20 protein-coding genes are annotated in these 18,925 nt (G+C 51.1%); 10 read left to right on the top strand and 10 right to left on the bottom strand.

The window, feature by feature from the left end:
• The first annotated feature begins 251 nt into the window (after window positions 1–251).
• On the top strand, window positions 252–2,048 hold the full coding sequence (gene narX, locus HEM79_RS08265) for a nitrate/nitrite two-component system sensor histidine kinase NarX (protein ID WP_000918093.1): 1,797 nt from the start codon (window positions 252–254) through the stop codon (window positions 2,046–2,048).
• On the top strand, window positions 2,041–2,691 hold the full coding sequence (gene narL / locus HEM79_RS08260) for a two-component system response regulator NarL (protein ID WP_000070495.1): 651 nt from the start codon (window positions 2,041–2,043) through the stop codon (window positions 2,689–2,691). Before narX ends, narL begins: the two co-directional genes overlap by 8 nt.
• Here the strand turns inward: narL and HEM79_RS08255 are convergent, their stop codons facing one another.
• On the bottom strand, window positions 2,692–4,086 hold the full coding sequence (locus tag HEM79_RS08255) for a YchO/YchP family invasin (RefSeq protein WP_176240991.1): 1,395 nt from the start codon (window positions 4,084–4,086) through the stop codon (window positions 2,692–2,694). It abuts the gene before it with no gap.
• 183 nt (window positions 4,087–4,269) lie between these two features.
• On the opposite strand from HEM79_RS08255, the gene ychN reads away from it, so the two are divergent.
• A complete protein-coding gene (gene ychN, locus HEM79_RS08250; RefSeq protein ID WP_001169665.1) occupies window positions 4,270–4,623 on the top strand; it encodes a DsrE/F sulfur relay family protein YchN in 354 nt (117 codons plus the stop codon).
• Window positions 4,624–4,678: 55 nt separating this feature from the next.
• Here the strand turns inward: ychN and chaC are convergent, their stop codons facing one another.
• Window positions 4,679–5,374, bottom strand: coding sequence for a glutathione-specific gamma-glutamylcyclotransferase (gene chaC, locus HEM79_RS08245; RefSeq protein WP_010351803.1), 696 nt, complete (start codon window positions 5,372–5,374; stop codon window positions 4,679–4,681).
• A gap of 157 nt (window positions 5,375–5,531) precedes the next feature.
• Window positions 5,532–5,762, bottom strand: coding sequence for a putative cation transport regulator ChaB (gene chaB / locus HEM79_RS08240; RefSeq protein WP_176240990.1), 231 nt, complete (start codon window positions 5,760–5,762; stop codon window positions 5,532–5,534).
• 268 nt (window positions 5,763–6,030) lie between these two features.
• On the opposite strand from chaB, the gene chaA reads away from it, so the two are divergent.
• Both chaA and HEM79_RS08230 read left to right on the top strand, forming a co-directional pair.
• Window positions 6,031–7,131: a sodium-potassium/proton antiporter ChaA gene (chaA, locus tag HEM79_RS08235; protein ID WP_000180147.1), complete on the top strand. Its 1,101-nt coding sequence runs from the start codon at window positions 6,031–6,033 to the stop codon at window positions 7,129–7,131.
• A gap of 405 nt (window positions 7,132–7,536) precedes the next feature.
• Window positions 7,537–7,644 carry a type I toxin-antitoxin system toxin Ldr family protein gene (locus HEM79_RS08230; RefSeq protein WP_001441942.1) on the top strand — a complete coding sequence of 36 codons (108 nt, stop codon included), beginning with the start codon at window positions 7,537–7,539 and terminating at the stop codon, window positions 7,642–7,644.
• A gap of 146 nt (window positions 7,645–7,790) precedes the next feature.
• On the opposite strand, the gene kdsA is transcribed toward HEM79_RS08230, so the two are convergent.
• The 6 genes from kdsA to hemA are packed head-to-tail and all read right to left on the bottom strand — an operon-like array spanning window position 7,791 to window position 13,095.
• A complete protein-coding gene (gene kdsA / locus HEM79_RS08225) occupies window positions 7,791–8,645 on the bottom strand; it encodes a 3-deoxy-8-phosphooctulonate synthase (protein WP_000811058.1) in 855 nt (284 codons plus the stop codon).
• Window positions 8,646–8,680: 35 nt separating this feature from the next.
• Window positions 8,681–9,490 carry an invasion regulator SirB1 gene (gene sirB1, locus HEM79_RS08220; RefSeq protein ID WP_001257033.1) on the bottom strand — a complete coding sequence of 270 codons (810 nt, stop codon included), beginning with the start codon at window positions 9,488–9,490 and terminating at the stop codon, window positions 8,681–8,683.
• Window positions 9,491–9,493: 3 nt separating this feature from the next.
• Complete coding sequence (sirB2, locus tag HEM79_RS08215) at window positions 9,494–9,886, bottom strand: invasion regulator SirB2 (protein WP_176240989.1); 393 nt, start codon at window positions 9,884–9,886, stop codon at window positions 9,494–9,496.
• Window positions 9,883–10,716, bottom strand: coding sequence for a peptide chain release factor N(5)-glutamine methyltransferase (gene prmC / locus HEM79_RS08210; protein WP_176240988.1), 834 nt, complete (start codon window positions 10,714–10,716; stop codon window positions 9,883–9,885). The genes sirB2 and prmC overlap by 4 nt, the downstream gene beginning before the upstream one ends.
• Window positions 10,716–11,798 carry a peptide chain release factor 1 gene (gene prfA / locus HEM79_RS08205; protein WP_000804729.1) on the bottom strand — a complete coding sequence of 361 codons (1,083 nt, stop codon included), beginning with the start codon at window positions 11,796–11,798 and terminating at the stop codon, window positions 10,716–10,718. The genes prmC and prfA overlap by 1 nt, the downstream gene beginning before the upstream one ends.
• Window positions 11,799–11,838: 40 nt before the next feature.
• Window positions 11,839–13,095: a glutamyl-tRNA reductase gene (gene hemA / locus HEM79_RS08200; RefSeq protein ID WP_010354707.1), complete on the bottom strand. Its 1,257-nt coding sequence runs from the start codon at window positions 13,093–13,095 to the stop codon at window positions 11,839–11,841.
• Between the two features lie 213 nt (window positions 13,096–13,308).
• Here hemA and lolB point away from each other — a divergent pair, with 213 nt between their 5' ends.
• From lolB to dauA, 4 genes are all read left to right on the top strand, one after another.
• Window positions 13,309–13,932: a lipoprotein insertase outer membrane protein LolB gene (gene lolB, locus HEM79_RS08195; protein WP_176240987.1), complete on the top strand. Its 624-nt coding sequence runs from the start codon at window positions 13,309–13,311 to the stop codon at window positions 13,930–13,932.
• On the top strand, window positions 13,932–14,783 hold the full coding sequence (ispE, locus tag HEM79_RS08190; protein ID WP_176240986.1) for a 4-(cytidine 5'-diphospho)-2-C-methyl-D-erythritol kinase: 852 nt from the start codon (window positions 13,932–13,934) through the stop codon (window positions 14,781–14,783). The genes lolB and ispE overlap by 1 nt, the downstream gene beginning before the upstream one ends.
• A 150-nt stretch (window positions 14,784–14,933) precedes the next feature.
• A complete protein-coding gene (prs, locus tag HEM79_RS08185; RefSeq protein WP_001298109.1) occupies window positions 14,934–15,881 on the top strand; it encodes a ribose-phosphate diphosphokinase in 948 nt (315 codons plus the stop codon).
• Window positions 15,882–16,005: 124 nt separating this feature from the next.
• Window positions 16,006–17,685: a C4-dicarboxylic acid transporter DauA gene (gene dauA / locus HEM79_RS08180; RefSeq protein ID WP_176240985.1), complete on the top strand. Its 1,680-nt coding sequence runs from the start codon at window positions 16,006–16,008 to the stop codon at window positions 17,683–17,685.
• A 59-nt stretch (window positions 17,686–17,744) separates the two neighbouring features.
• On the opposite strand, the gene ychH is transcribed toward dauA, so the two are convergent.
• Window positions 17,745–18,023 (bottom strand): stress-induced protein YchH, encoded by a 279-nt coding sequence (ychH, locus tag HEM79_RS08175; RefSeq protein WP_000823884.1) that lies wholly within the window; start codon window positions 18,021–18,023, stop codon window positions 17,745–17,747.
• 276 nt (window positions 18,024–18,299) lie between these two features.
• On the opposite strand from ychH, the gene pth reads away from it, so the two are divergent.
• Window positions 18,300–18,884 (top strand): aminoacyl-tRNA hydrolase, encoded by a 585-nt coding sequence (pth, locus tag HEM79_RS08170; protein ID WP_000152933.1) that lies wholly within the window; start codon window positions 18,300–18,302, stop codon window positions 18,882–18,884.
• The last annotated feature ends 41 nt before the right edge of the window (window positions 18,885–18,925 follow it).

The raw sequence follows: 18,925 nt of genomic DNA, 5'->3' as shown, positions 1-18,925 counted from the left end.
TTATCTATCATTGATATTTATCATTACCCATAGTGAGTACAGAGATTTCATAAAAATTATGAGATTTTTCACAGTACTGTAAAATCCCTACTCTTACTGATGTAAATCGACTAACCACACGGCAAATAAGGAGTAACTCTTTCCGGGTATGGGTATACTTCAGCCAATAGCCGAGAATAACGCCATCCCAGAATGTATCGTCACATTCATTAAGGTTATTGCTCATTCAAAGCCTGAAGGAAGAGGTTTACATGCTTAAACGTTGTCTCTCTCCGCTCACCCTGGTTAATCAGGTTGCGCTTATTGTTTTGCTTTCTACCGCTATTGGACTGGCGGGGATGGCGGTTTCTGGCTGGCTGGTACAAGGCGTTCAGGGCAGCGCCCATGCTATTAACAAAGCGGGATCGCTGCGTATGCAAACTTATCGGCTACTGGCGGCAGTGCCATTAAGCGAGAAAGACAAGCCCTTAATCAAGGAGATGGAACAAACGGCATTTAGCACCGAATTAACTCGAGCAGCAGAACGAGACGGGCAACTGGCGCAATTGCAGGGTTTGCAGGATTACTGGCGCCATGAGCTGATTCCTGCGCTGCTACACGCACAAAGCCGCGAAACGGTGTCGGCTGACGTCAGCCAGTTTGTTGCCGGGCTTGATCAGTTGGTATCTGGTTTTGACCGCACCACGGAAATGCGTATTGAGACGGTCGTACTGGTCCATCGGGTGATGGCTGTGTTTATGGCACTTCTACTGGTATTTACCATCATATGGCTGCGGGCACGGCTGCTACAGCCATGGCGGCAATTGCTGGCGATGGCGAGTGCCGTCAGCCATCGCGATTTTACCCAGCGAGCGAATATCAGCGGGCGCAACGAAATGGCGATGCTCGGAACGGCACTGAACAATATGTCTGCGGAACTGGCGGAGAGTTATGCCGTACTTGAGCATCGGGTACAGGAGAAAACCGCCGGGCTGGAGCATAAAAATCAAATACTCTCGTTTTTGTGGCAGGCTAATCGTCGTTTGCATTCTCGCGCCCCGCTGTGTGAACGCCTGTCACCTGTACTCAACGGCTTGCAAAATTTAACCCTGCTGCGTGATATCGAACTACGGGTATATGACACTGAAGATGAAGAGAATCATCAGGAGTTCACCTGCCAGCCGGATATGACCTGCGACGACAAAGGCTGCCAACTCTGCCCGCGCGGGGTATTACCCGTCGGCGATCGCGGCACGACCCTGAAATGGCGACTGGCGGATTCTCATATGCAGTACGGTATTTTGCTGGCGACCCTGCCTCAGGGCCGCCATCTGAGCCATGATCAACAGCAACTGGTGGATACACTGGTTGAGCAATTAACCGCCACTCTGGCGCTGGATCGCCATCAGGAACGCCAGCAGCAGTTGATCGTGATGGAAGAGCGTGCCACCATTGCGCGCGAACTACATGATTCTATTGCCCAATCTCTCTCTTGTATGAAGATGCAGGTGAGTTGTTTACAGATGCAAGGCGACGCACTGCCAGAAAGCAGCCGCGAACTGTTAAGCCAGATCCGTAACGAACTGAATGCGTCATGGGCGCAGTTGCGTGAGTTGCTCACCACATTCCGTTTGCAGCTCACCGAACCGGGATTACGCCCGGCACTGGAGGCGAGTTGTGAAGAGTACAGCGCCAAATTTGGCTTCCCGGTGAAGCTGGATTACCAGTTGCCACCGCGTCTGGTGCCCTCGCATCAGGCAATCCATCTATTGCAAATTGCCCGTGAGGCATTAAGTAACGCCCTCAAACATTCGCAAGCGAGCGAGGTCGTTGTAACGGTGGCGCAAAACGATAATCAGGTCAAACTGACCGTCCAGGATAACGGCTGCGGGGTGCCTGAAAATGCCATCCGCAGCAATCACTACGGCATGATAATTATGCGTGACCGTGCGCAAAGTCTGCGTGGCGACTGCCGCGTCCGCCGTCGTGAATCAGGTGGCACCGAAGTGGTAGTCACTTTTATTCCCGAAAAAACTTTCACAGACGTCCAAGGAGATACCCATGAGTAATCAGGAACCGGCTACTATCCTGCTGATCGACGATCACCCGATGCTGCGAACTGGCGTAAAACAGCTTATCAGCATGGCCCCCGATATCACTGTGGTTGGCGAAGCGAGCAATGGCGAGCAGGGTATTTTACTTGCGGAATCTCTCGATCCTGATCTGATTCTGCTTGATCTGAATATGCCCGGTATGAACGGTCTGGAAACGTTGGATAAACTGCGCGAAAAGTCCCTCTCAGGGCGCATTGTGGTATTCAGCGTCTCGAACCATGAAGAGGACGTCGTCACCGCGCTGAAACGCGGCGCAGATGGCTATCTGTTAAAAGATATGGAGCCGGAAGATCTGCTGAAAGCATTGCACCAGGCTGCAGCTGGCGAAATGGTACTAAGCGAGGCTTTAACCCCTGTTCTGGCCGCCAGCCTGCGTGCTAACCGCGCCACGACTGAACGCGACGTCAACCAGTTAACGCCGCGCGAGCGCGATATTCTGAAACTGATTGCTCAGGGCTTACCGAATAAGATGATCGCCCGCCGCCTGGACATCACTGAAAGCACGGTCAAAGTGCACGTGAAGCACATGCTGAAAAAAATGAAGCTAAAATCTCGTGTGGAAGCCGCAGTATGGGTGCATCAGGAACGTATTTTCTGATTATGGTTCCCAGCGCAGTTCGTCCTTTGCCATTGCATCGAAAGGTTCGGCAAGCGTTAGCGTGATCTCATTGGAGGAGACACGCTGTCCCTGATTATCTTCCACCACCACCGACAAGCGCCATCGATTGGTCGCCTCTTCTCCACTTTGCCAGTCCGGCACGATCAGCGTCCAGCCATCCGCACTGTTGGCAGTTGCTCCCGATGTCAGACTTAACATCTGCGTATCTCCCTGCCAGATCAATTGTCGAATACCGTAACGACTGTGGATTTGTAATTTCAGCGGTACCGTTTCACCAGGTTTAAGATCCCAGGGGGGCGTCGCCAGAAATACCGTTAAGGTTTTACGCTGATGATACTCAATGACCGGCAGATTATTCCGCTGCGGATTGTCATAGCGACTGCCGCGCAACGACTGACTCTCAGCAACTTCGCCAGCAGAAAGTTGTTTGTTTAGTGGCACCCCAAAGCGGTAGTTAATATTCAGCCCGAGATTATTTTGGCTTTCTCCACTTTCGCCTTGTTTATGCTGGGCGGTCATAGTAACGAGTGGTACAGGGGTGTAATTAAGCCCCAGACTCATGGCGACAGGATTATGATAGCCCGTACCAGAATTAAACAGATCGACACGCTGACCAAAATATTGTTCGAGACTGACGCTGGTGTTGAGATGCTGGTAAAACGGCATTCGCATCCGGGCAGTCAAATCATAACCACGCGCCATACGCTGCTCGAGCGAGGCAGTCTGTTCATGCCATGAGGCAAAAGGCTGATAATAATTTGCCGACAGACGCAGATATTCTCCCCATGCTTCAGCGCCAACCCCTGCCCGCTGAAGATTTTCATCTAACAAGTTGTCATAAAACGTGTTGTATCCCATCAACCATGTGCCATGCCTCCAGCGTTGACCAACGCCAAGGTTACTTACGAGGCCATCGTCCTGCTGGGTGAGTCCAAGTTGGCTCCATGTGAGATAACGCTCGTTATCCTGCAACGGTACAAACCAGCTCCCCCGGCTGCCGGTGAAATGCCCTTCGTTATCCACTTTGACGTCAACACTGGCGTTCCCCCACGGCGAAAGCCACGATTCCACATGCTGATTAACCTGCTGACTGAGCGCATCACGAACTTTTCCCAGCGCAAAGGCTTTTGCCTGCTCACCTGTATCCTGACCGTTATCAGTCATACTGGTTTCACCAAAATCTTTCACGATTTCGGCGAAGTGTTTTTCACCGTCATGATTTTCCGGTGCCATTCCTAAGTCCGGCAGACCATCCTTATCGTTATCAAAAGGATTTGCCGATTGCTGCTCAACGGATGGCTGTGCGCTGGCTATACCGCCTGCCAGCAGCAAGAGTAAATAAAGTGAGGTAACACGAGAGACGATACGGCTCAAAACGTCAGTAATTTCCGGTAAAAATGAACACCCATTACTTTATAGAATAACGATTACTGGTAACTTTTCTCGTACTTTCTCATGCTTTATGGAAAATCCTAAAAATGTGGCAAATTGGTCAGACAGCGTAAAAGCAGTAAGATAGAAGTCGGAAATCTAATTATCTGAATACAGGAGTGAGTAATGCAAAAAATCGTGATCGTTGCCAATGGCGCGCCCTACGGAAGCGAATCCTTATTTAACAGCCTGCGGCTGGCCATTGCGCTACGGGAGCAGGAGAGCAACCTGGATCTACGTCTGTTCCTGATGTCTGATGCGGTAACTGCCGGATTACGCGGACAAAAACCGGGGGAAGGCTACAATATTCAGCAAATGCTTGAGATCCTCACTGCGCAAAATGTGCCTGTGAAATTGTGCAAAACCTGCACCGATGGTCGCGGTATCAGCCCACTTCCGCTGATTGATGGAGTTGAAATTGGCACACTGGTCGAGCTGGCGCAATGGACGCTGGTTGCCGATAAAGTGCTCACGTTTTAATTGCAGTATGGGGCGCTCAAGGTTACAGAAACGCCCCGCTGTGATGACTGTTTCATCAGGCAAAACCGGGCCGTAAGACACCATCCGGGAAATTCTCCGCCAGCAGTTTTTTCACCGACACCAGTAAATCATTCAGCCCGTCATCCTGCATCCCCAGTTTGTTGAGCTCTTGTTCCAGAGAAAATAAATACTGTGCATTGGTTCCAAGTGGACCACTCGCCGCAGCAATCAACGGAGCAATCACCTGAGCTCGGGTATCGGACTCATATTCAGGATGGCGCGGATCCATAATAAACACCAGCGCGTTGACTGTGCGCCCGTCATCAAGATCAAGCTGGCACCAGGTTGGCAGATAGCAGCCGGTAATCATCTCCCGTTTCCACAGCAGGGTCAGTTCCTGCTCCAGCGTCTCTTCCGGCAAGCGATACGCCACTCCCGTGGTGCGACCGCCCTCTTTCAGGGCAAGCATCCTTCCCGGCTGGTGTGCAGTCCCCCTTCCGGCGGTCAGGCGCAGACAGAACGCCCGGTGCCAGCCAACCAGCGTACCGGTACAGGACTCGATAAACTCCAGCGCCGGATTCCACATCAACGATCCATAACCGAAGATCCACACCGCCCCCTCATCAGGACGACAAGCCAGCGTAGCTGCCAGCGAGGCTGCCCGCTGTTCTGCCGACCATAAGAGTGATTCTTCAATAGTGCCAAATGCCGTTTTACAATCGGCATTCATCAAGAAATCCCGCGTTATCACCTTATACCTCCGCCACTGCATACTTCCCTGCGACAACTTTTTGGTGTCTTCCGGACATTTTTACTGCTCATTTTGGAACCATTACCGGGACAATATGCAATCTGCAGACCACTTGCAAGGCGACGCCGCACGAATAGCTTTAACTCATCACCGGGAGTTATAACTTTTTATGCCATTTATCATCACTCCCTTTGGCATATTCATGTTTCACTGCTGCCCAGGCCACTTTATGCGCTGTCTCCTCCCGACTGGCATCATCACGCCGATCTTCTTTATCTTTATATTGATCCCAGGCGCTGTTGAATGCCTCTTTATAGATATCCTGGGCATGGGACGGTAGAACGTGTTTTACATTTTCCGGCAGATCGCTTTTTATTTTATACGGCATTGTTGACTCCTTTTTTAAAGGTGAACTTTAAGTGTGGTCAACAATATCCACGCTTGCCAGCATATAAGACTTTTCACGTCAGACTCTTCTTAAGAGGTGCTAATACAAACGTTGTCTAAACACGTTGATTATTTTTATACCCCAAAGAGTAAAAAAGCGACAGCGGGGTAAAATTTCGTAAAATGTTACCGATATCCAGACACTTTCTGTTATTTTTTCTGCCTATTTATTACATTTTCGACAAATTCATCTGCAAAGGATAACCATAATGACAAATGCTCACGAGGCGGTAAAAACCCGCCACAAGGAGACCTCGCTTATTTTCCCGGTTCTGGCGCTGGTAGTGCTGTTCCTTTGGGGAAGCAGTCAAACACTACCAGTGGTCATAGGCATCAATCTTCTTGCGCTTATTGGTATTTTAAGCAGCGCCTTTAGTGTTGTCCGTCATGCGGACGTATTAGCCCATCGACTGGGGGAACCTTATGGTTCTCTTATTCTTAGCCTTTCCGTGGTTATTCTTGAGGTCAGCCTGATATCAGCCTTAATGGCGACCGGCGATGCGGCGCCAACGTTAATGCGAGATACGCTCTATTCAATCATTATGATTGTTACTGGTGGACTGGTTGGTTTTTCATTACTGTTGGGCGGGCGCAAATTTGCCACCCAATATATGAATCTGTTTGGTATTAAACAGTATTTAATCGCCCTGTTTCCATTGGCAATTATTGTGCTGGTATTCCCGATGGCCCTGCCTGCGGCGAATTTTTCAACCGGTCAGGCGTTGCTGGTGGCATTAATTTCCGCAGCAATGTACGGCGTATTTTTGCTAATTCAGACCAAAACGCATCAAAGTCTGTTTGTCTATGAACATGAAGATGACAGTGATGATGACGATCCGCACCATGGCAAACCCTCTGCCCATAGCAGCCTGTGGCATGCCGTCTGGTTGATTATCCATTTAATTGCAGTGATAGCGGTTACCAAAATGAACGCAAGTCCGCTGGAAACACTGCTCACCAGCATGAATGCCCCGGTGGCCTTTACCGGTTTCCTGGTGGCGCTATTGATTCTTTCGCCGGAAGGTTTAGGGGCGTTAAAAGCGGTATTAAACAACCAGGTCCAGCGCGCGATGAATCTGTTCTTTGGTTCGGTTTTAGCGACAATTTCGCTTACCGTACCTGTCGTCACGCTGATCGCCTTTATGACAGGCAATGAATTGCAGTTTGCGCTTGGTGCGCCAGAAATGGTGGTGATGGTAGCCTCTTTGGTGCTGTGCCATATCTCCTTCTCCACCGGACGTACTAACGTGCTCAACGGCGCTGCACATCTGGCACTCTTTGCCGCCTATTTGATGACAATATTTGCCTGACATTAATATCTCCCCTGGCGACGGAAGCTGGGGGAGATAATAAAAATACCTGCCCGGTTCCTTTCTTCAGTTATTCTGAACAATTCGTCAGACATGATTGCGAGCCTGTACCACAACATGCAAGAAAGCACTGCAACAGTTGATGAAAAGCTGGAATGAACTCTTCATTACGAACGTTTCAGTGGTGAAGTAAAGAAGACTTGAGACGTAGTATCCACACCAAGCCGGCGTTATCCGGTGAGGCGCAATGTTGTGGGGGCTTTATCCCTGGCGGCATTGGTTGCTGGAAAGAGAAAACCCCCGCACGTTGAGAGGTAAAACCTGACAACAGAACGGGGGCTAATCTTGAACCATCAACAATTCAAGAATAGCCGCAAAATGTTGTCATTACAACAAGGCGGTTATATGACGCTCGCACAGTTTGCCGTGATTTTCTGGCACGACCTGGCAGCGCCGATCCTGGCGGGAATTATTACCGCAGCGATTGTCGGCTGGTGGCGTAACCGGAAGTAAGGTGAAAACGGGCGTCAGGCTGCCGTGATGGCAATATGCGCCCGAAACCGGCCGCAGGGGTAACAGCCTGCGGCCTTTTTTGTCTCCGTCAACCATGAAAAAAGCCTTACCGCAGAACGATAAGGCTTTTGTTTTCAAGCAAAAAATTACTTGCTGGTATCCAGTTCTTCGAAACCTTTCACCAGATCATCAATCGCTTTCATCTGCTTGAGGAACGGTTCCAGTTTAGCCAGCGGCAGCGCAGATGGGCCATCGCATTTTGCGTGTTCCGGGTCCGGATGTGCTTCAATAAACAGCCCCGCCAGACCTACCGCCATACCGGCTCGTGCCAGCTCAGCCACCTGAGCACGACGACCGCCGGAAGCTGCGCCAAACGGATCGCGGCATTGCAGTGCGTGGGTCACGTCGAAAATCACCGGCGAGTTGCCAGACACTTTCTTCATTATGCTGAAGCCCAGCATATCAACAACCAGGTTGTCATAGCCAAAGTTAGCGCCGCGATCGCAAAGAATCACTTTATCGTTGCCGCCTTCTTTGAATTTATCAACGATGTTACCCATCTGGCCCGGGCTGACAAACTGTGGTTTCTTGACGTTAATTACCGCACCGGTTTTCGCCATGGCTTCCACCAGGTCAGTCTGGCGAGCAAGAAACGCCGGTAACTGAATCACGTCCACAACATCAGCAACTGGCTGTGCCTGGCTTGGCTCGTGAACGTCAGTAATAATTTTCACGCCAAAAGTTTGCTTCAATTCCTGGAAGATTTTCATCCCTTCTTCCAGGCCTGGTCCACGATAAGAGTGGATGGAGGAGCGGTTGGCTTTGTCAAAAGAGGCTTTGAACACGTAAGGGATACCCAGTTTCTGGGTCACGGTTACGTAGTGTTCGCAAATGCGCATCGCCAGATCGCGAGATTCCAGCACGTTCATACCGCCAAACAGCACAAACGGCAGGTCATTTGCTACGTTGATGTCGCCAATGCTAACCACTTTTTGTTTCATAGGATCGCCTTAATCTTAAGTAAAATGTCGATTAATTAATGCAGCACAATATGTTTATGCGCGATGTTATTAATTTGCGCACGGATCATTTCGCTGATCGGGTCTTCCGGACACTGTTCAACGAAATAACTTAAATCATTTAACGCAACGTGTTCGCAATCCAGTTGCGCGTAAATCAACCCACGATCGCGAATTTCATACGGATCTTCCGGGTTGAACTGTAATAAGGCCTCGCTGGTGCGTAATGCCAGTTCCATCTGATTTTCTTCCATCAGCGACGCTTTCAGCGTATCCAATAGTTTGCGGATAACCTCAATGTTATCGGCTTCATCCAGGTCTTCATAAAACAGTTCCGCTGACGGGCTGATATTTCCCTTTAACCATACATCCAGCATATGTTCGCTTAACGATTCACCATTAAAAGGGTTAATCAACCAAATTTCGCCATCCGGACATTCAATGCGCAATATAAGCTGCGTCGGGAATATCACCGGCATCAGCGGCAAATCGAGACGATTAGCGACCCACACCAAAACGGCGCCTAATGATACCGCACTGCCCTGCCGATTTTTTAACACCTGATCCAACCATAATGCATCGGAAAGACGATAAACACCGCGTGAGGCTTTAAATCCCCATTCGCCGTAAAACAACGCGATCAATTTTTCCAGCTGCTCTTCTAAAGGCAGAAGCTGGCTAATTTCTTCCTTCGCCAGATTAACGAGACGCTCCAGTTCGTCGTATACATCTTGCGAGGGAAAATCGCGGCGGATTGCTTCGCAAGCCAGGATCATGCCTTCGCACAGCGGCGCTTTATTAAATTCGAAATCAGCTAACGATCTCATGACTTACCCCAGTAACGGTACTTTTGTGGTGGCGAGTTTAATGATGATGTACAGCACCACCAGCGCCAGCGGGAAGGCAATAATGCGCACCTGCTGACTGTGCACCCGACGATAATCGAGAGCAATAAAACCCAAAACGATATAAATGATAACTCCAAACAGCTTTTCAGTCAGCCATTGTGCCTGCCCGGAAAATGGCAGGATGTGCGCTTTAGCCATTAGCGCAACGCCGCTTAACAATAACACCGTGTCGATAACCGGCGGCGTAATGCGCGTCCAGCGAGCAAATGCCTGAGGATGCTCATGATAACGTAGCCAGAAACGTAAGGTTAATAGCCCAACAGAAAGCGCGATGCTAATGAGATGAACGCTAAGCAGCGTAGTAAAACTTGTCATCGATAATAGCGACCAAGCGTCACGCGCTCGTTATCACCGTAATCCCGGCAGGTTTCGACATCACGATAACCCGCCTGCATAAATGCCTGTCGAACCACTTCGCCCTGCTGCCAGCCATGCTCAAGAAGCAGATATCCTCCGGATATCAGTGCGTTACGAGACTTTTCGATGATGTGAACAATATCCGCCATACCGCTGTCTGCCGCAACCAACGCCGACAGCGGCTCAAAGCGGACATCGCCTTGTTGAAGATGGGGATCCTGCTCGTCGATATATGGCGGATTGCTGACAATCATCGCAAACTGCTGCTCGCCAAGCGCACTAAACCAGTCGCTTTGCAGGATATGGATGTTTTTAATCGCCAGATGCTGCGCATTACGCTTCGCAAGGGCAACGGCATCCGGCATTCGGTCAACAGCGGTTACCTCACAATCTGGGCGCTCGCTGGCCAGCGCCAGCGCAATTGCCCCGGTGCCCGTACCGAGATCGAGAATACGACAAGACTGTTCAGGCAACCGCGCCAGAGCCTGTTCCACCAGACATTCGGTGTCAGGACGGGGAATTAAGGTCGCTGGCGAAACAAATAACGGCAACGACCAGAATTCACGCACACCGGTTAAATGAGCAATAGGTTCACCCGCACGACGACGCGCCAGCAGTGCGTCAAGTTGCTCACACTGCGCATCCGTCAGCAGTGTTTCGCCAAAAGCGAGAATGAAGGTACGCCCCTTGCCGGTAACATGCTCCAGCAAGATTTCAGCATCGCGACGCGGACTTTCGCTCGCCTGAAGTTGGGTTATTGCGTCACGCAACCAGTGTTGATATTCCATTATTCTTGCTCGGACAACGCCGCCAGTTGGTCAGCCTGATGTTCCTGGACAATTGGCTCAATCAGCATATCCAGCTTCCCTTCCATCACTTCATCCAGACGGTAGAGCGTCAGGTTGATACGGTGGTCGGTGACGCGCCCCTGCGGGAAATTGTAGGTACGGTTACGGTCGCTGCGATCGCCACTGCCCAGCAGGTTACGACGGGTAGACGCCTCCGCCTGCTGGCGTTTTGCCATTTCTGCTGCGTGGATGCGAGCACCAAGTACAGAAAGAGCTTTAGCTTTGTTTTTATGTTGTGAACGTTCATCCTGACATTCAACAACAATACCGGTTGGTAAGTGAGTAATACGGATTGCCGAATCGGTGGTGTTAACGTGCTGCCCGCCTGCCCCTGAAGAGCGGAAAGTATCAATGCGCAAATCTGCCGGGTTGATATCCGGCAGTTCCGCGTCAGGCAGTTCTGGCATTACAGCAACGGTACAAGCAGAAGTATGAATACGCCCCTGAGATTCAGTGGCCGGAACACGCTGTACGCGATGACCGCCGGATTCAAATTTCAGGCGCCCATACACGCCGTCACCGCTGATTTTGGCGATGATTTCTTTATAGCCACCATGCTCGCCCTCGCTGGCGCTCATGATTTCCACGCGCCAGCGACGGGCTTCTGCGTAACGGCTGTACATACGGAACAGATCGCCGGCAAATAATGCGGCTTCATCACCACCGGTTCCGGCACGCACTTCGAGGAAGGCGTTGCGTTCGTCATCAGGATCTTTTGGCAGCAAGAGAACCTGAAGTTGTTGTTCCAGTTGCTCGCTTTTTTCTTTAGCTTCGCGCAGTTCATCCTGCGCCATTTCACGCATTTCAGGATCGTCGAGCATCATCTGTGCGGTTTCGATATCTTCCTGAACCTGTTGCCAGTCGGTGAAACAGCGCGAAACATCACTTAACTGCGCATATTCACGAGATAATGCGCGAAAACGTTCCTGGTCAGCGATGGTTTGCGCATCACCCAGCAGCGCCTGAACTTCTTCATGGCGTTCATGCAGGGCTTCCAGTTTGGCAACGATAGAAGGCTTCATAGGCGTAAATGCACCCTGTAAAAAAGAAAATGATGTACTGCTACTCCAGCCCGAGGCTGTCGCGCAGAATATTCAGGCGTTCGTTATCCCCGTCACGGGCGGCCTGTTGAAGTGATTTCGTTGGCGCATGGATCAGGCGGTTAGTCAGTTTCCATGCCAGATCCTGCATAATGGCTTGCGCGTCTCCGCCCTGCTCAAGGGCTGCTAACGCTTTGGCGGTTAACTCATCGCGAACCTGCTCTGCCTGACTGCGATACTCGCGAATGGTTTCGCTGGCGCTTTGTGCGCGTAACCAGGACATAAACTCGCTGGTTTCCTGAGCGACGATAGTTTCCGCCTCAACTGCTGCAGCTTTACGCTGCGCCAGGTTATGCGAAATAATGCTTTGCAGATCGTCAACGCTATAAAGATAAGCATTCGCCAGTTTGCCGACTTCCGGCTCAACATCGCGCGGAACGGCAATATCCACCAACAGCATCGGTTGGTTGCGACGGCTTTTTAATGCGCGCTCCACCATACCTTTACCGATGATCGGTAACGGGCTTGCAGTGGAACTAATGATGATATCGGCTTCACGCAGACGTTCGTCGATATCGCTCAATGCAATCACTTCCGCACCGACTTCATCTGCCAGAATTTGGGCACGTTCACGAGTACGATTGGCGATAATCATCTTCTGAACTTTGTGTTCGCGCAGGTGACGCGCCACCAGCTCGATGGTTTCACCCGCACCAACCAGCAAAACCGTTACCGTTGAGAGCGATTCAAAGATCTGCCGCGCCAGCGTACAAGCCGCAAAAGCGACAGATACGGCACTGGCGCCAATATCCGTTTCAGTGCGGACGCGTTTTGCTACAGAGAAAGATTTCTGGAACATGCGTTCCAGCTCGCTCGCCTTCATATGGCCTTTTTGCGAATCAGCAAATGCTTTTTTCACCTGACCGAGGATTTGCGGCTCACCAAGGACGAGTGAATCAAGCCCGCTGGCAACACGCATCAGATGGCTGACCGCGTCGTTATCCTGATGCCAGTAGAGGCTATTACGCAGATCTTCTTCGTTGAGATTGTGGTAATCGCACAACCAGCGAATGAGCGCCTCTTGCAGGTTATCCTGCTCTTCAACGCTAAGATAAAGTTCCGTGCGGTTACACGTCGACAGCACCACGCCGCCCTGCACCATCGGCTGCGCGAGCAGGCTGTCAAGCGCCTGATCGAGCTTGTCCGGCGAAAACGATACACGTTCTCGTAGCGATACAGGTGCCGTTTTATGGTTAATACCGAGTGCTAAAAGGGTCATGTCTGCGGGAAATAATACCAACGTTGATATGGTTAGTCTGCTCGCATCATACAGGATGCGTGGGATCAATAAAAGAGAGCGCCCCCTTTTGGAGTAATTGCCAAAAGCCGTTAGATTCTGGCAATTAAGACAACTTGAACATAGACGATAGCGGACGGTAACGCTAGCATTAAGGGTTATAACTGCAACGTATCTCAAGGACTTGTCATCACTATGCCCCTGCCCGATTTTCGCTTTATTCGCCTGCTACCGCTGGCTGCCCTCGTGCTCACTGCCTGTTCCGTTACCACGCCAAAAGGCCCCGGCAAAAGCCCGGATTCCCCGCAGTGGCGTCAGCATCAGCAAGACGTTCGTAACCTCAATCAGTATCAGACACGCGGTGCATTTGCGTATATTTCCGACCAGCAGAAAGTGTATGCCCGCTTCTTCTGGCAGCAAACTGGCCAGGATCGCTACCGTCTGCTGCTGACTAACCCATTGGGAAGCACCGAACTGGAGCTGAATGCTCAGCCGGGTAACGTGCAGCTGGTAGATAACAAAGGTCAGCGTTACACCGCCGATGACGCCGAAGAGATGATTGGCAAATTGACAGGAATGCCGATTCCGCTCAACAGCTTGCGTCAGTGGATTTTAGGTTTGCCTGGTGATGCGACCGACTACAAACTGGACGAACAGTACCGCCTGAGCGAAATCACCTACAGCCAGAACGGCAAAAACTGGAAAGTCGTATACGGTGGTTATGACACCAAAACGCAACCTGCGATGCCAGCCAATATGGAACTCACCGACGGTGGTCAGCGCATCAAGTTAAAAATGGATAACTGGATAGTGAAATAATGCGGACACAGTGGCCCTCTCCGGCAAAACTTAATCTGTTCTTATACATTACCGGTCAGCGTGCGGACGGTTACCACACGCTGCAAACGCTGTTTCAGTTTCTTGATTACGGCGACACCATCAGCATTGAACTTCGTGACGATGGGGATATTCGCCTGTTAACACCCGTTGAAGGCGTGGAACACGAAGATAATCTGATCGTTCGCGCAGCACGGTTGTTGATGAAAACAGCGGCAAACAGCGGGCGTCTTCCGGCGAGAAGCGGTGCAGATATCAGCATTGACAAGCGTTTGCCGATGGGCGGCGGTCTCGGCGGTGGTTCATCGAATGCCGCGACTGTTCTGGTGGCGCTGAATCATCTCTGGCAATGCGGCCTGAGCATCGATGAGCTAGAGGAAATGGGTCTGACGCTGGGCGCAGATGTTCCTGTATTTGTCCGTGGTCATGCCGCTTTTGCTGAGGGAGTGGGTGAAATATTAACGCCAGTGAATCCGCCAGAGAAATGGTATCTGGTGGCGCACCCTGGTGTAAGTATTCCGACACCGGTGATTTTTAAAGATCCCGAACTCCCGCGCAATACGCCAAAAAGGTCAATTGATACGTTGCTAAAATGTGAATTCGGCAATGATTGCGAGGTTATCGCAAGAAAACGTTTTCGCGAGGTTGATGCGGTGCTTTCCTGGCTGTTAGAATACGCCCCGTCGCGCCTGACTGGGACAGGGGCCTGTGTCTTTGCTGAATTTGATACAGAGTCTGAAGCCCGCCAGGTGCTAGAGCAAGCCCCGGAATGGCTCAATGGCTTTGTGGCGAAAGGTGTTAATCTTTCCCCATTGCACAGAGCCATGCTTTAAGCCGGGCAAGCTGAGTTTCGGTGACAACGTCACCTTGTTCCAGACGTTGCATCGCGCTCTTTAATACACCGCCTGGAAAGAATATTGCCTGGCCCGCACAGTTTTCGGCAGATTCTTTCCACCAATGGACGCATGCCTGAGGTTCTTCTCGTGCCTGATATGAAGCTTTTTGCTGGTAACGCCACCCCGGAACTAGCACAACGTATTGCCAACCGCCTGTACACTTCACTCGGCGACGCCGCTGTAGGTCGCTTTAGCGACGGCGAAGTCAGCGTACAAATCAATGAAAATGTACGCGGTGGTGATATTTTCATCATCCAGTCCACTTGTGCCCCTACTAACGACAACCTGATGGAATTAGTCGTTATGGTTGATGCCCTGCGTCGTGCTTCCGCAGGTCGTATCACCGCTGTTATCCCCTACTTTGGTTATGCGCGCCAGGACCGTCGCGTCCGTTCCGCTCGTGTGCCAATCACTGCGAAAGTGGTTGCAGATTTCCTCTCCAGCGTCGGTGTTGACCGTGTGCTGACAGTGGATCTGCACGCTGAACAGATTCAGGGTTTCTTCGACGTTCCGGTTGATAACGTATTTGGTAGCCCGATCCTGCTGGAAGACATGCTGCAGCTGAATCTGGATAACCCGATTGTGGTTTCCCCGGACATCGGCGGCGTTGTGCGTGCCCGCGCTATCGCTAAGCTGCTGAACGATACCGATATGGCAATCATCGATAAACGTCGTCCGCGTGCGAACGTTTCCCAGGTGATGCATATCATCGGTGACGTTGCAGGTCGTGACTGCGTACTGGTCGATGATATGATCGACACTGGCGGTACGCTGTGTAAAGCTGCTGAAGCTCTGAAAGAACGTGGTGCTAAACGTGTATTTGCGTACGCGACTCACCCGATCTTCTCTGGCAACGCGGCGAACAACCTGCGTAACTCTGTAATTGATGAAGTCGTTGTCTGCGATACCATTCCGCTGAGCGATGAAATCAAATCACTGCCGAACGTGCGTACTCTGACCCTGTCAGGTATGCTGGCCGAAGCGATTCGTCGTATCAGCAACGAAGAATCGATCTCTGCTATGTTCGAACATTAATCGAACCCGGCTCAAAGACCCGCTGCGGCGGGTTTTTTTGTCTGTAATATCCATTTGTATGACCTATGCCTCCTTCACCTGCCATTTAGTTGACAGATGATGCGCTCACGGATGAAACATTATTGTGAACAAAATATTCTTCTCACATGTGATGCCTTTCCGCGCTCTGATCGACGCTTGCTGGAAAGAAAAATACACTGCCGCACGGTTTACCCGTGACCTGATTGCCGGGATTACCGTCGGGATTATTGCTATTCCGCTGGCGATGGCGTTGGCAATTGGTAGTGGTGTAGCTCCGCAGTACGGTTTATATACCGCTGCTGTTGCAGGGATTGTCATTGCTCTGACGGGTGGGTCGCGTTTTAGCGTTTCCGGTCCGACTGCGGCATTTGTGGTAATTCTCTATCCTGTTTCGCAACAGTTTGGACTGGCAGGCCTGCTGGTTGCGACGTTGTTGTCGGGGATCTTTTTGATCCTGATGGGGCTGGCGCGCTTCGGGCGCCTGATTGAGTATATCCCGGTTTCCGTTACCTTAGGCTTCACTTCGGGTATCGGGATCACCATCGGTACGATGCAGATTAAAGATTTTCTCGGTCTGCAAATGGCACATGTCCCGGAACATTATCTGCAAAAAGTCGGCGCATTATTTATGGCGCTGCCCACCATTAATGTGGGTGATGCTGCCATTGGCATTGTGACGCTTGGCATTCTGGTTTTCTGGCCGCGTCTGGGCATTCGTTTACCTGGTCATCTTCCGGCCTTGCTGGCTGGTTGTGCGGTGATGGGCATTGTTAACCTGCTCGGTGGACACGTTGCTACCATCGGCTCGCAATTCCACTACGTCCTCGCCGATGGATCTCAGGGTAATGGTATTCCGCAACTGCTGCCGCAACTGGTACTGCCGTGGGATCTACCTAATTCAGAATTCACGCTGACCTGGGACTCCATACGCACACTGCTGCCTGCGGCATTCTCAATGGCAATGCTCGGCGCAATCGAATCTCTGCTCTGCGCTGTGGTACTGGATGGTATGACCGGGACTAAACACAAAGCGAACAGCGAGCTGGTCGGTCAGGGTCTGGGGAATATCATTGCCCCATTCTTTGGTGGTATTACCGCTACAGCCGCGATCGCGCGTTCTGCCGCTAACGTCCGTGCCGGTGCAACCTCGCCCATCTCGGCGGTGATTCACTCGATTCTGGTTATTCTCGCCCTGCTGGTACTGGCACCGCTGCTCTCCTGGCTGCCGCTTTCCGCCATGGCTGCCCTGCTGTTGATGGTGGCATGGAACATGAGTGAAGCACACAAAGTGGTCGACTTGCTGCGCCATGCGCCGAAAGATGACATCATCGTCATGCTGCTTTGCATGTCGCTGACCGTGCTGTTTGATATGGTTATTGCCATCAGTGTGGGTATCGTACTGGCATCACTGCTGTTTATGCGTCGCATCGCCCGTATGACTCGTCTGGCACCTGTGGCGGTAGATGTTCCTGACGATGTACTGGTTCTGAGAGTTATTGGTCCGCTGTTTTTCGCTGCGGCTGAAGGCTTATTCACCGATCTTGAATCGCGTCTGGAAGGCAAACGAATTGTTATTCTGAAGTGGGATGCAGTTCCGGTGCTTGATGCCGGTGGCCTTGATGCGTTCCAGCGTTTTGTGAAGCGCCTGCCTGAAGGGTGTGAACTGCGGGTGTGTAACGTGGAATTCCAGCCACTGCGCACCATGGCTCGTTCTGGTATTCAACCGATCCCTGGACGCCTGGCGTTCTTCCCGAATCGCAGCGCAGCAATGGCTGATCTGTAAGAAAGGCATTAAATTGACCAGTCAGCGCAAACTGACTGGTCAGCAAACTACATTATGCGTTAGCTATGACGACGATTATCGTTACGGCGACAACGTTTGTCATAGTGGCGAACCCACCAGTAACGGTCACACACCTGTTCATGCCCGCCAACACGGGCACCCGCCAGCCAGAGAATGGCACCGACGAAAATACTCAGCACTGCACCATGTGCGAAATACTGGGGCATATTAAACTGTGGTAACTGGTTGAGGATTGAATACCCCACGCCGACCACCATGACCACCAGACCCAACCCCATGAGCACGTTACCGAGTAACGAAGCGTTTTTGCGTTTCATATGTCACCTCCGGAACTTTCTGGGTTGTAACAGGGAATACCCCTCTTCCTTATGTGTAAAGTATAGACAACACCCTGTAGGTTATGTGCGGGCGTGATCACAATTACAACCCTTATTTCAACAAAACTTTACAAATAACCGCCTGAACCCCCTGACTTTCTAATAGTTCGCAGAAGCAATTATTGTGTTGTCTGCGTATAAGGTGCTGTTTTTTGTCAAGCGAGGCCACAACCAGTAAACTACGCGCCAGTTATGCACTCACTCAGGACAAAAAACGTGACGATTAAATTGATTGTCGGCCTGGCGAACCCCGGCGCTGAATACGCCGCAACGCGACACAATGCTGGCGCCTGGTTCGTTGACTTACTGGCGGAGCGTTTGCGCGCTCCCTTGCGCGAAGAAGCTAAATTCTTTGGTTATACCTCGCGAGTTACCCTTGGAGGCGAAGATGTCCGCCTGTTAGTCCCGACCACATTTATGAATCTCAGCGGCAAAGCCGTCGCGGCGATGGCCAGTTTTTTCCGCATTAACCCGGACGAAATTCTGGTCGCCCACGACGAACTGGATCTGCCCCCTGGCGTCGCCAAATTTAAGTTGGGCGGCGGCCATGGTGGTCACAATGGACTGAAAGACATTATCAGTAAATTGGGTAATAACCCTAACTTTCACCGTTTACGCATTGGAATCGGTCATCCGGGCGATAAAAACAAAGTTGTCGGGTTTGTGTTAGGCAAACCTCCTGTTAGTGAACAGAAGTTAATTGATGAAGCCATCGACGAAGCGGCACGTTGTACTGAAATGTGGTTTACAGATGGCTTGACCAAAGCAACGAACCGATTGCACGCCTTTAAAGCGCAATAAGTCGTTGTCTGCGGCATTTTTGCCGCGTGCCGTGTATAATA

Origin of the sequence: Escherichia sp. 93.0816, from assembly GCF_013368855.2 — a bacterium.
Taxonomy (GTDB): Bacteria; Pseudomonadota; Gammaproteobacteria; order Enterobacterales; family Enterobacteriaceae; genus Escherichia; species Escherichia ruysiae.
Note: the sequence above shows the minus strand (reverse complement) of the source record. Positions and strands in the feature narration are given on the sequence as shown.